General features: G+C 37.9%; 14 protein-coding genes. 7 read left to right on the top strand and 7 right to left on the bottom strand.

Annotation, left to right across the window (positions count from 1 at the left end):
* Nucleotides 1-70 precede the first annotated feature (70 nt).
* From P3R27_RS11835 to P3R27_RS11825, 3 genes are read right to left on the bottom strand one after another with little or no spacing between them, the layout of a single operon-like run.
* Nucleotides 71-796 carry an ORF6N domain-containing protein gene (locus P3R27_RS11835; protein WP_301356756.1) on the bottom strand — a complete coding sequence of 242 codons (726 nt, stop codon included), beginning with the start codon at nt 794-796 and terminating at the stop codon, nt 71-73.
* A gap of 14 nt (nt 797-810) precedes the next feature.
* Nucleotides 811-1092 (bottom strand): hypothetical protein, encoded by a 282-nt coding sequence (locus P3R27_RS11830; RefSeq protein WP_301356754.1) that lies wholly within the window; start codon nt 1090-1092, stop codon nt 811-813.
* Nucleotides 1093-1094: 2 nt separating this feature from the next.
* Entirely contained in the window at nt 1095-1265 is a 171-nt protein-coding gene (locus P3R27_RS11825) for a hypothetical protein (protein ID WP_034689484.1), read from the bottom strand.
* A gap of 507 nt (nt 1266-1772) precedes the next feature.
* On the opposite strand from P3R27_RS11825, the gene P3R27_RS11820 reads away from it, so the two are divergent.
* The 5 genes from P3R27_RS11820 (at nt 1773) to P3R27_RS11800 (ending at nt 5598) form a co-directional block, all read left to right on the top strand.
* Nucleotides 1773-2129, top strand: a complete 357-nt coding sequence (locus P3R27_RS11820; RefSeq protein WP_034689485.1) for a helix-turn-helix domain-containing protein — start codon at nt 1773-1775, stop codon at nt 2127-2129.
* 12 nt (nt 2130-2141) lie between these two features.
* Complete coding sequence (locus tag P3R27_RS11815) at nt 2142-2891, top strand: ImmA/IrrE family metallo-endopeptidase (protein ID WP_034689486.1); 750 nt, start codon at nt 2142-2144, stop codon at nt 2889-2891.
* Between the two features lie 91 nt (nt 2892-2982).
* Nucleotides 2983-3852, top strand: coding sequence for a hypothetical protein (locus P3R27_RS11810; RefSeq protein ID WP_301356753.1), 870 nt, complete (start codon nt 2983-2985; stop codon nt 3850-3852).
* A gap of 63 nt (nt 3853-3915) precedes the next feature.
* Nucleotides 3916-4374 (top strand): hypothetical protein, encoded by a 459-nt coding sequence (locus P3R27_RS11805; protein WP_051536257.1) that lies wholly within the window; start codon nt 3916-3918, stop codon nt 4372-4374.
* A gap of 66 nt (nt 4375-4440) precedes the next feature.
* Nucleotides 4441-5598: a site-specific integrase gene (locus P3R27_RS11800; RefSeq protein ID WP_301356752.1), complete on the top strand. Its 1158-nt coding sequence runs from the start codon at nt 4441-4443 to the stop codon at nt 5596-5598.
* Between the two features lie 85 nt (nt 5599-5683).
* Here the strand turns inward: P3R27_RS11800 and rpsI are convergent, their stop codons facing one another.
* On the bottom strand, nt 5684-6076 hold the full coding sequence (rpsI, locus tag P3R27_RS11795) for a 30S ribosomal protein S9 (RefSeq protein ID WP_010733940.1): 393 nt from the start codon (nt 6074-6076) through the stop codon (nt 5684-5686).
* A 15-nt stretch (nt 6077-6091) separates the two neighbouring features.
* Nucleotides 6092-6520 (bottom strand): 50S ribosomal protein L13, encoded by a 429-nt coding sequence (gene rplM / locus P3R27_RS11790; RefSeq protein WP_153830627.1) that lies wholly within the window; start codon nt 6518-6520, stop codon nt 6092-6094.
* Nucleotides 6521-6898: 378 nt separating this feature from the next.
* Between rplM and P3R27_RS11785 the strand changes: the two genes are divergently transcribed.
* Nucleotides 6899-8110 carry an argininosuccinate synthase gene (locus tag P3R27_RS11785; protein WP_023520555.1) on the top strand — a complete coding sequence of 404 codons (1212 nt, stop codon included), beginning with the start codon at nt 6899-6901 and terminating at the stop codon, nt 8108-8110.
* Nucleotides 8111-8211: 101 nt separating this feature from the next.
* Entirely contained in the window at nt 8212-9594 is a 1383-nt protein-coding gene (gene argH / locus P3R27_RS11780; protein ID WP_034689490.1) for an argininosuccinate lyase, read from the top strand.
* A gap of 52 nt (nt 9595-9646) precedes the next feature.
* Here argH and P3R27_RS11775 read toward each other — a convergent pair whose 3' ends face one another.
* Nucleotides 9647-10114 carry a Dps family protein gene (locus tag P3R27_RS11775; protein ID WP_034689491.1) on the bottom strand — a complete coding sequence of 156 codons (468 nt, stop codon included), beginning with the start codon at nt 10112-10114 and terminating at the stop codon, nt 9647-9649.
* Between the two features lie 165 nt (nt 10115-10279).
* The gene (locus P3R27_RS11770; RefSeq protein WP_126134440.1) at nt 10280-11830 is read right to left on the bottom strand and encodes a gluconokinase; all 1551 of its coding nucleotides are present in this window, start codon (nt 11828-11830) and stop codon (nt 10280-10282) included.
* Nucleotides 11831-11850 lie beyond the last annotated feature (20 nt).

The following is an 11850-nucleotide window of genomic DNA, read 5'->3' as shown; positions in this document are numbered from 1 at the left end:
CCTTCCATCATCGTTTCCCATTCTTGCCATTTTTGCTCTAACTTTTTATTGATTTTCATTTAACTTCCTCCTACATTTCCAATTCTGTTTGAATCTGATTGATACGTTCTTTTGTCACCGAAGACGGCTCCCAGCTATTGATAAAGTTCAATGCTTTTCGAAAATCCTTATCTTTGATTCGCCCACGATTCGGAACGTTGAAAAGCTGTTTGATGCTCGATCCTAAATCTTGATACAACATACCTTTGGCATTTTGTCCCAGATGTTGTTCCTTGCAGATTTGATAAACCTTCTTTCGAACGGCTCGATCGATTGTGCTTTTATCTTCCGTAGTGATCAGTTTGTTTTCTTCGATATCTACTAAACGTTCGTCAATTTTATCGATGCGTTGATTTGTTTCTTCGTTCCCTGCTAAAGCTAGTTGAATCAATTCACGAGGGGTTGTCGGGATTTTGATTTGTTGCTTTGGATTGAAATAGTTTTCTTCCAATTCATCGAACATATCCCACGATCGATCCGTGCCTAACATTTTCGAGTGCCGACTAGCTCCTCGTTTTGTGTAAAGAATAAGCTGATTTACACGACTTCCGACGATACCGATATTTTCGGTGTCGTTCTTAAACGCTCTTAAATCATCACCTTCTAATCTGAAATAGTGTTTACCTTCAATAAACTTATTTCGATTGTTTTGGAAATTATCACGAATGTTTTTCGGTGTCGCTTCATAGAATTCCGCTAGTTGCTCCGTGGTTAATAAGCGTTGATTGTAAAATTCAATAATTTGCATTTGATTCATGCTGTTGCCTCCTTCTAAAGTTTCATTTTGTTTATATGCAATCTAATATCATCTCGATCAAACCGATCTTCCTTCTTACTCCAAGGTATGACCGGTAAACCATCCGCAATCCACTCTTTTAGCATGTCGTCACCCATCCCTAAAATATTTTTCACTTCACTCTTATTGGGATAAGGTGGTAATTCCGTTGTTTTTGTTAGAAGCTTCATTCTCTTTTCAAATTCCAGTACTGCTATCTGAACAAATTGAGGTATAATTTGTTTTTCAATAACTTCATCCGGTATTGTTAACTGCATACCTACACCTCCTCAATAAATTTTTTAATCTTTTCGATTTGATGCTTCGGCTTATCTTTCCCATTTATGATACGAGATAGATAACCTTCATTTATCCCAAGCTCATTAGCTAACCACGACCGGGACTTACTCTTCAATGCTAGAAAGACATCAACTTCTTTCTTTAAAGTCATTTATCACACCTCCTTTCTTTTTAGATTAAAACTAATAATTTTCACCACTAACAGCATTCACTGAAATGTCACAAGTCAAAACTCTTGGGTAGCTGCTCAAGCTACAAAACTTATGTCTGAGGATGTGATGCCATCGGCCCATAACATGAATAAAGTTATTTCTGTTATATAGTCACTTAACAAAAACGCTTCAGTAGCTGCTGCTCTAGCTGGTAATGAAAATGATTAGTCTGCCACCTGTTTCTGCAGACGGCTTTTTATATGTTAGCAAGAATATTTACAAATCTTATTGACATTTTTACGAAGTTTAGTAAAATAAGAGTATACAAAATAAACCTATCTAACACATTAATGCTTGCTGGGGAGCGGTTTTAATGAGTTCTATTTAGCAATTTATTTTGTAAATATTCTTGCTTACAAGATAACTATAACTAACTTTAATAAAATAGTCAACTATTTTTTATTAAAGTTCGTAATTAATTTCGGTAAGCTATTAAGGTGATGTTTATGAGTTTATTTGATCGAATAAAAGACCTAGCTGCCAAAAGAGGAAAAAATGTTCAAGATGTCGCAAGAGACTTAGGATTCGGCGAAAACGTAATTTATTATTGGAAGAAAAAAACACCGTCTACAGAAAAACTTCAGAAAGTTGCAGACTACTTCGGTGTCTCTGTAGACTATCTCCTTGGTAGAGAAGATTCTAAAAGAGTTGAGCTAAAGCCGGAAGAAGACGAATTGATTGTTATGTTCCGTAAAAATACGTCGGATATGGACGACGATGAAAAAAAAGAGTTCAACGAATCACTAGACAAGCTAATGTCATTTGCTAGAGAATTATTTGAAAAAGATAAAAAAAAGAATTAAGGACTGTTGCCTATGTATAATCGTGAAACTTTTGAGTACAGAAAATTAGATGCTTCCAACTACCTTTCATATTCAGAAAATGCTCTTTCCCTTCTGACTATCATTTCAGAATGGGCAGAAATGCCCATATCTGAAATTACTTACTTTAACGTCATTGATTTTTTTGTAATGCATTTCGAAATTGAAATCGTTTTTTTTGATAGTTCATCCGGAACTTATAAGTCTATCTATGACTGCTTCAATCCAGAAGTATTGGAGGTTGACGCAACATTCTATAAACATGTCTCTGGTTTTACGGTTACAAACGGATCGAGTTTTAAGATATTCCTGCACAAATATAGAAACAAACATCGAATAATCTTCACTCTACTACACGAACTTGCTCATATTTATTTTCATTGCTCAGATAATTCATATATGCAAATTTTTGCTTCAATGGATGTTAGGAGTCACTATCCAGATGAAATATTACCTTTCGAAGATGAAGCAAATGTAATCGCTTCTATACTTTACCTGAACAATGAAAAGCTAGCTGAATACCTGGACGATGGGAGTTCTTTCGATTTAATTCTAGCAAAACATTGTATAAGTCGTAGAGCTTTGCACAACAGAATTAAAAACTATCTTATTTATGACCTAGGCTTAAACCACGATGTTGCAATTTCTAAATACCTAGTGCCTTATAGGTCAGAAGTATATGGTAAATACGCTATTACTCAGCTTCAATCAGTTATGAGCATGTCCAAAAGCTTTCATTTTTAAGCATAAAAAAATACCCCCTAGAAGCTGTATACTTCTATCAGGGTACCCTCTTACTCTAACAACTATAATTTTACCAGAAAGAGGGAATGGAATGAAGAAAATTATGTTTTTAGGATTATTAATAACGGTATTTTTGTTATCTGGATGTGGAAACAATAAATCCATTGATTTGAGTGATATTAGAAGCACTACTTTCGACGATACCGTATTCACTCCAGTTGAAGCAGAAATTGAAAACAACGAATTACTAAAGCTTGAATTTACATGGAAGTATGGGAAAAACGAAAATAGTCGTGAAAAGTATATATTTAACGGCACTTATGTAAGAATTGATGTTTCACAAAATGGACGAAACCTTAAACAGGCAAATACTCCTGCTGAAGCTCGAATGAATAATCCAATCTATGAGGCTCAAGAAGCAACTATTCGTCCAAGGTATGAGTTATTAAATACGAAAGATGCGGTTGAAGTGCTAATATCTGACAAAACAACAGGGAAATCATATAGACACTTTGTTATCGACTTAAATAATGGTACCGCAGAACAAACCGAAATTAATGATATTTCTATATCTTCTAGGGAGGCTAAAAGAAAAAACGAAAGCTCGGATGACAACGCCGATGCACTAAACATGTTTATCTCTATGTCAGATTTTTATGCGAGTTTGAAAGAATATTTAAATTCAAATGAATTGAATAACGTCATTGAAATTAGCTCAGACAACCTAGTTTGGGCTGCCGAACAGACTCTAACCAAACTGGAAACACAAGCTCCTGATTCTGCTGAATATCTTAAAATGTTATCAAATAGATGCATTGACTATGCAACTGCTGCCCGAAAATCAGATGAAGAGAAACTTGATGAGTTATCAACCCAAATTGACAGAATTATTGGAACTCTTTCTAAAAATTACTTTGATGACTATATGCCAGATTCTATAAAATCTTTACAAGGAAACTAATAGGGGAAATAGTCTCAGATTATAAATTGATTAGGTATAAGAATATTTGGAGGAGTTTTTACAATGAATGGATATAGAAAATACAAAAAAATGTTTTGGATACTCTCACTAGGTATTATCGGATTTTATCTTTTTCTAGGGTGGAAATTGGGTAGCTATAAAGAAGATGGGATACTATTCATTTTAGCAATCGCTCTTATCACCCTATTTCTGGCTACACGTAGTAATAATTTCTATGATAAGTGGGAAAAATGGAATACTGAAGGACCCGAAAAATATGATAAGTTGACCGCTCAAACACGAGTAAAAAAAGAGAATAAAAATATCATCAAATGCCCAACCTGTCAATCCAGAGATGTGCAATTCATGCAAAATAATAAAAAAGGATTTTCAATTGGGAAAGCTGTCAGTGGTGCTGCATTGACAGGCGGAATAGGTACATTGGCAGGATTTGCTGGAAAAAAAGGGAAAAATCAGTGGTTCTGTACGAATTGCCACACTACATTTGAAACAAAAAATTAAAGACTAGCCTTTGGGCTTTTCTTTTCCATATTTACAAGAACATATATTCTTGAAAGGAATTTTATTATGGCTATGATCAAACAATACACAAAGAAAAATGGAGAGAAAGCTTGGTATTTCAAAACATATTTAGGCATAGATCCGATGACGAAGAAGAAAAAGTATACTACTAAAAGAGGATTTAAAACACAAAAAGAGGCTAAAATAGCCTTATCAAGACTAGAATTAGAAGTTGAGAAAAACGGACTTCCAACTAAAAAAATTGAAATTCCAACTTTCAGAGAAGTCTATAATCTTTGGTACGAACAATATAAAAACACGGTCAAAGAAAGCACGCTATTTGTCCAAAAAAATGCGATTGAAAAGCATATCCTGCCAAAGTTTGGATCGCTCTCGTTAGACAAAATAACCGTTGTTTATTGTCAAGAACAAGTGAATAATTGGTTCACTTACTATAAAAAATATTCTAATCTTATTGGCTTAACGACTAGGATAATTGATTATGGGCTTAAAATCGGTCTTCTCTCAACTAATCCAATGAATCATGTGATAAGACCACGAAAATCCGAACGAATTGATCAAGAAAAATATGTCTCCCCTTTTTATTCTAAAGAGCAATTGAAGAGTTTTTTAGAGATCTTAAACCGTTACGAAGACATACAACTGTTTACTATGTTCAGAGTGATGTCATTCACAGGACTACGAAAAGGAGAGCTACAGGCCCTGCGTTGGAAAGATTGCGATTTATCAAAAGGCACTATATCAGTCAATCAGACATTGGCAAAAAGTGAATACGGTAAAGAAATATTCCAGACTCCCAAAACAAAGCATAGCCGTCGTACTATTTCAATTGATGATGAAACTCTTAAGTACCTTGTATCTTGGAAAAAAGAGCAACGTAGAAGATATCTAAAGCTAGGTATTAATACTCTCAAACCTGAACAGCTTCTGTTTACTGACATTGACAATAAACATCTTTACCTCGATTATCTGAATAATTTTATGAAAGCTTTTTTAAAGGAACACAATTTAGAGAAGATTACTATTCACGGTTTTAGGCATACACACTGCAGCTTATTATTTGAAGCAGGCGTCAGCATTAAAGAAGTACAAGAGCGAATGGGGCACACCGATATAAAAACCACGATGGATATCTATACTCACGTAACCGAAAAAGCCAAGGAACAAACCGCTGAAAAATATGCCGCGTATATGAATTTTTAAAAGTATGGTCAAAAGTATGGTCAAAACAAAAAAAGAGGCGTCTCTCGAATTGAGAAACACCTCGTAAAGCTTGATATAACAATGATTAACGTTTCGAGAATTGTGAAGCTTTGCGGGCTTTTTTAAGACCTGGTTTCTTACGTTCTACCATACGGGCATCACGTGTAAGCAAGCCAGCACGTTTAAGAGCTAAACGGAAGTCAGGATCAACTTCTAGCAATGCACGAGCGATTCCGTGACGGATAGCTCCTGATTGTCCAGCGTAGCCTCCACCGTTTACGTTAACAAATACGTCATATGCGCCTTTTGTTTCAGTAACGCCGAAAGGTTGATTGATAACTTCACGCAAGTCAGCATGTGGAATATATTCTTCAACATCTTTTTTGTTGATAGTAATTTTACCAGTTCCTGGTACTAAGCGTACGCGAGCAACTGCATTTTTACGACGGCCTGTGCCGATATATTGAACTTGTGCCAATGAAATTCCCTCCTATTAGATTAAGTTTGTGATGTCTAAAACTTCTGGTTGTTGTGCTGCATGTGGATGTTCTGCTCCACCGTATACATTCAATTTTGTAAATTGTTTGCGGCCTAAAGTATTTTTAGGTAGCATGCCTTTTACAGAAGTTTCGATCAAACGACGAGAATTTTTAGCACGCAATTCACCAGCTGAGATTGATTTCAATCCTCCTGGGTAGTTGCTGTGACGGTAATAAATTTTATCAGTCGCTTTTTTACCTGTTAATTTCACTTTATCTGCATTGATAACAATGACGAAATCGCCAGTATCCAAATGAGGGGTGAAAGTTGGTTTATTTTTTCCACGTAGTACAGATGCAACAACTGTTGAAAGACGTCCCAATGGAACATCAGTTGCGTCTACTACATACCATTTACGTTCTACTTCGCCTGGTTTGGCCATATATGTTGTACGCACGTTAGTTTCCTCCAATTTAAGTTCTGATGTTTGACATACACTTCGAGTTTCCGGGGCTCTTTGTGGGGCAAACAATACCATTTAACATATTACCTGCAAATACCGATAATGTCAACGTTTTTCTGTGCTTTTGAAAAATTAAATTTCTTTTTCATTTTTATTTTTTCATCATTTTGGTTTCTTTTAGACTAAGAAACCAATTTTGTATAAAAAATTGTGTATTTACATTATTTTTGAATATTATTTTCATTTTATTTATTTTTTATGTATATTTATTTAATTTATTGATTGCTTTTTTATTTTTATGGTGTTATCATTTGAAACATCTATTTTGAAAACACTTAAAAATAAAGGGGCGATTTTATGAAAGAAAAAATTATATTGGCTTACTCAGGTGGCTTAGATACCTCTGTGGCAATCAAATGGTTGGCAAAAGATTATGAGGTGATTGCTTGTTGCCTAGATATTGGTGAAGGCAAAGATACAGCTTTTATTAAAGAAAAAGCACTTCAAGTTGGCGCAATTGCGTCTTATGCCATCGATGCCAAAGAGGAATTTGCTCAAGAATTTGCATTGATCGCGCTACAAGGTCATACGTTTTACGAGCAGTCTTACCCACTGGTTTCTGCGCTTTCTCGCCCCTTGATCGCAAAAAAATTAGTGGAATTAGCCCGAAAAACTGGCGCAACGACGATTGCTCATGGCTGTACAGGCAAAGGTAACGACCAAGTTCGTTTTGAAGTGGCTATCAATGCCTTGGCACCTGAAATGAAAATCATTGCACCGGTTCGTCAGTGGCAATGGTCTCGGGAAGAAGAAATCGCCTATGCAAAGGAAAATGATGTGCCGATTCCAGCAGACTTGGAGAATCCATATTCTATCGACCAAAACTTGTGGGGACGTGCTTGTGAGTGTGGTGTGTTAGAGGACCCTTGGGCGACTCCGCCAGCAGGTGCTTATGATATTACGACAGCCTTGGAGTATACACCTGATCAGCCGGATATCATTGAACTCACTTTTGAACAAGGTGTACCAGTTGCTTTGAATCAAGAAAGTTTACCTTTATCTGAATTGATCTTGTCTTTGAATCAATTAGCCGGCAAGCATGGAATCGGACGGATCGATCACGTGGAGAATCGTCTGGTAGGGATCAAATCGCGGGAAGTGTATGAATGCCCTGGAGCGATCACTTTGATGCAGGCACATAAAGAACTGGAAGATTTGACCTTCGTTCGTGAATTAGCACATTTCAAACCAATGATCGAGCAACAGTTGAGCCAAATGATTTACGATGGTCTCTGGTTCAATCCATTGACCGATGCGTTGATCTCTTTCTTGAAAGCAACACAGACTGCGGTCAATGGGACTGTCCGTGTCAAACTATTCAAAGGAAATGTCATCGTTGAAGGACGTAAATCAGCCAATAGTCTATATAACGAAGAACTAGCAACGTATACTTCAGCGGATACCTTCGATCAACAAGCTGCTGTCGGTTTTATCAAGCTTTGGGGTCTACCATCGAAAGTCTATGCGGAAGTTCAAACGCAACAACAAACAGCCGTAGGATCAGAGTAGCGAGTAAAGCAATCAAAAGAAAAGTAAGGTAAAAGCTGAGTGCGAACTCAAACAGGACCTTTTACCTTCTTTTCTTTCATTCAAAACATAGGAGGAATCACATGGATAAACTTTGGGGTGGACGGTTTCAAGGAAAAAGTGAACAATGGATCGATGCATTCGGTGCTTCGATCTCCTTTGATCAAAAATTAGCTGAACAAGATATTTTAGGTAGTCTCGCCCATGTGAAAATGTTGGCCCATACTGGGATTTTGTCCGTGGAAGAAGCGCAACAGATCATCGCTGGTTTGGAAAAACTGCAAACACGCTTAACGAATGGCACTTTGCATTTTTCGGTGGAAAATGAAGACATCCACTTGAATATTGAAAAATGCCTGCATGAGGAAATCGGACCTGTTGCTGGGAAACTACATACTGCTCGTAGCCGTAATGACCAAGTCGCAACAGATATGCACTTGTATCTGAAAGAAATGGTCCTTGAACTGATCGACAAACTTCATTCGTTGCGCCAAACGTTCGTGGAAAAAGCAGCGGAGCATACGGCTACGATTATGCCAGGATATACTCATCTACAACACGCCCAACCGATTTCCTTTGGCCATCATCTCTTGGCGTACTATCAGATGTTTACCCGTGACCATGAACGGTTCACAGAAAGCCTGAAACGAATCGATATTTCACCGTTAGGCAGTGCTGCATTAGCAGGTACGACATTCCCTATCGATCGTTCATTCACCGCGACTGAATTAGGCTTTTCTGCTGTTTATGCAAACAGTTTAGACGCCGTTAGTGACCGTGATTTTATTCTGGAGTTTTTAAGTAATGCTTCATTATTGATGATGCACTTGTCCCGTTTTTGCGAAGAAATCATTTTTTGGTGTAGTTATGAATGCCAATATATTGAACTTTCGGATACTTTTTCAACAGGCAGTTCGATCATGCCCCAAAAGAAAAATCCTGATATGGCGGAATTGATTCGTGGAAAAACTGGTCGGGTATATGGTAATTTATTTGGTTTACTCACGTTGATGAAAGGCTTGCCTTTAGCTTATAACAAAGATTTCCAAGAAGATAAAGAAGGCATGTTCGATACGAGTGAAACGATTTTAGCCAGCCTCTCAATCATGGAAGGCATGGTCAAAACCATGGCAGTAAATAAAGCTCGAATGTATGCGGCCACGCAAAAAGATTTCTCCAATGCGACTGAGTTAGCCGATTACTTGGCTGCGAAGGGTTTACCTTTCCGTCAAGCACATGAGATCGTCGGCAAATTAGTCTTACAATGTACACAACAAGGCTGTTCCCTTCAAGATGTATCTTTTGCGGAATATCAACAAATCAGTCCACTGATCGAGATGGATATCTATGATGCTTTACACCCAGAAACAGCAGTAAAACGTCGGAATTCATTCGGCGGGACCGGATTTGATCAAGTTCAACAACAGATCGATCAAGCACGCCAACAGTTACAAACAGAGAAATAAAAAAGACCCCTCACTTATCCTTACGTTCAAGTGAGGGGTCTTTCAATTCAATTTATGCGTCAATTCCTGGGGCTTTACCTAGATGTGCTTGTATCATCCAGATGCGTTTTTCTGTTGCTGCTTTAAATTCAATAAACATATCTTGCGTAGGATCGTCGCCTTCTTCACCAGCAGCTTCGATTCCTTTTTGGAAAAGATCTGCTAAATAGCGGTAACCTGCGACTAATGTTTCTAAACGTTCTTCCATCGTGCGATCCCAACGACCAACTTCATCAGGGATTTTTGTGTTGTCTGCAAATTCACGTAATGTTGAATAAGGTGAACCATCTAATGTGATCAAACGTTCTGAGATTTCATCTAATTGTTCGTTCAAGTCGTCCATGAAGCTGTCCATCATTGGATGCAATGTCAAGAATCCAGGACCTCTCATATACCAATGTGTTTGGTGGACGATCACCGACATTTGGCTTAAATCTGCTACTAATTGATTCAATACTTCTTTTGTTTGTTGAAATTTCATGTAATTCTGCCTCCTCGCATTTGCCTATATTAAAATCATAGTAAACTTTGAGGGAAAAGTACACTAAAACCCTTTAACTGAGAACGATTTTCATCCCCGGAGTAATGCTTTTTTTAATAGCAAAAAATCCGCTAACTAAATAGAAATTATAACTAATGTTATCATTTACGATTCGCCTTCTTCATCTATCATCTCTATTGATAGATCCTCTCGTAGTTCCGCAAACAACTGAGAATAGCGGCTTAATTCTTGTTGTGTCGAAACAAACAAAGGATATATTTTGTTGTACATGCGACTGGCTTTTTTCTGAACAGTCACTTGTTGTGCTAATTCAATATACGCGGAAGCTTCACCTAATGTTTCGATTCTGCCTTGGCTCTGCCAACCTAATATGACTGCCCCTAACGCTGAGGCTTCTTTAATTTTTGGAAAACGGATGGGCTGCCCTAATACATCTGCCATGATCTGCCGAAATAAAACCGACTGAGCAAAGCCACCAGTTGCACGTAACTCAATGACTTGATCGGGTGGACAGATACCTCGCAAAATTCGTTTGAGATTAAAACAAACCCCTTCCAGGACCGCTCGCATCATGTCTTTTTCCGTATGCCATCGTTGCAGACCAATAAAACTTCCAAATGCCTCCGCATCCCATAGAGGTGCTCGTTCACCCAGTAAATACGGTTGAAAAATCAGTCCATTGGCTCCAGGCGGGACAAAAGCGATTTCTGAAAGAATTGCTTGATACGGATCTGCACCTTGTTCCTTGGCTCGTTGAACGACATCTTGCATCAATGTATGGACCGCCCAATCAAAGATCCCTGCGCCATTACTGGTTGCTCCTCCGATGACCCAGTGTGTTTGATCCAAAACGTAACAGAAGGTTTCCATTGTTGGATGAAGCTTTGGACGATTTGTAATAAACCGTAATGCGCCACTGGTACCGACAGTCAGCGCTGCCGTCGTCTCACCAAATGCACCTAAGCCTAAATTGGATAATGGCCCATCCGCTCCACCTAAAATAAAAGGGATTTCTTGATCAAAATGAAACTTCGTACGGGCTTGTTTTGTTAATTTCGTGAACCGGGTAGTCGCAGGTACCACTTTTGGTAATTGCTCTTCTTGTATCCCTAACTCTTCAAGAATAGGCTCTGACCATTGGAAATGGTGGATATCGAAGTACCCTGTGCCAGAAGCAGTACTATAATCACTGACTAATTCAGCAAACAGCTCATAAAAAAGATAGTCTTTGATCCCTACAAAATAAGCCGCTTGCTCAAATACATCAGGAAAATCCTTTTTCAACCAATTGATTTTGATCAATGGTGTCATTGGATGGATCGGCGTACCCGTCCGCTCATAGATTACTCGACCTTTTTCAGTTGCTTTTAATTTTTCTGCTTCATTGACGGCACGAGTATCTGCCCAAGTAAACATACGAGTTAAAGGTTTTTTATTTTCATCTAATAAAATCAAGCTGTGCATGGCTGTTGAAAATGAGATGAATTGGATTGTCTGTGCGGGTAACTGTTGGATCACTTCATTTATGACCGTATACACTGCATGGACGATCAATTCCTGATCTTGTTCAGCCATTCCTTGGATTTCTTGGATCAGCGGGTAATGAAAGTAGGCTGTAGCTACTTCTTCTGCTTGTTCATTGAATGCAACTGCTTTCGTTTGCGTAGTACCGATGTCAACACCAACTGCAATCATTTTTTTCATCCTCTCTTCTC

The organism is Enterococcus spodopteracolus (genome assembly GCF_030441955.1).
GTDB classification, from domain to species: Bacteria; Bacillota; Bacilli; order Lactobacillales; family Enterococcaceae; genus Enterococcus_B; species Enterococcus_B spodopteracolus.
The sequence above is the reverse complement of the archived record's forward strand: the minus strand, read 5'-3'. Positions and strand labels throughout refer to the sequence as shown.

Coding starts and splice junctions, on each gene's coding strand:
- P3R27_RS11835 (WP_301356756.1), bottom strand. CDS start 796: ATGAATCAAATGCAAATTATTGAATTTTACAATCAACGCTTATTAACC.
- P3R27_RS11830 (WP_301356754.1), bottom strand. CDS start 1,092: ATGCAGTTAACAATACCGGATGAAGTTATTGAAAAACAAATTATACCT.
- P3R27_RS11825 (WP_034689484.1), bottom strand. CDS start 1,265: ATGACTTTAAAGAAAGAAGTTGATGTCTTTCTAGCATTGAAGAGTAAG.
- P3R27_RS11820 (WP_034689485.1), top strand. CDS start 1,773: ATGAGTTTATTTGATCGAATAAAAGACCTAGCTGCCAAAAGAGGAAAA.
- P3R27_RS11815 (WP_034689486.1), top strand. CDS start 2,142: ATGTATAATCGTGAAACTTTTGAGTACAGAAAATTAGATGCTTCCAAC.
- P3R27_RS11810 (WP_301356753.1), top strand. CDS start 2,983: ATGAAGAAAATTATGTTTTTAGGATTATTAATAACGGTATTTTTGTTA.
- P3R27_RS11805 (WP_051536257.1), top strand. CDS start 3,916: ATGAATGGATATAGAAAATACAAAAAAATGTTTTGGATACTCTCACTA.
- P3R27_RS11800 (WP_301356752.1), top strand. CDS start 4,441: ATGGCTATGATCAAACAATACACAAAGAAAAATGGAGAGAAAGCTTGG.
- rplM (WP_153830627.1), bottom strand. CDS start 6,520: ATGGCCAAACCAGGCGAAGTAGAACGTAAATGGTATGTAGTAGACGCA.
- P3R27_RS11785 (WP_023520555.1), top strand. CDS start 6,899: ATGAAAGAAAAAATTATATTGGCTTACTCAGGTGGCTTAGATACCTCT.
- argH (WP_034689490.1), top strand. CDS start 8,212: ATGGATAAACTTTGGGGTGGACGGTTTCAAGGAAAAAGTGAACAATGG.
- P3R27_RS11775 (WP_034689491.1), bottom strand. CDS start 10,114: ATGAAATTTCAACAAACAAAAGAAGTATTGAATCAATTAGTAGCAGAT.
- P3R27_RS11770 (WP_126134440.1), bottom strand. CDS start 11,830: ATGATTGCAGTTGGTGTTGACATCGGTACTACGCAAACGAAAGCAGTT.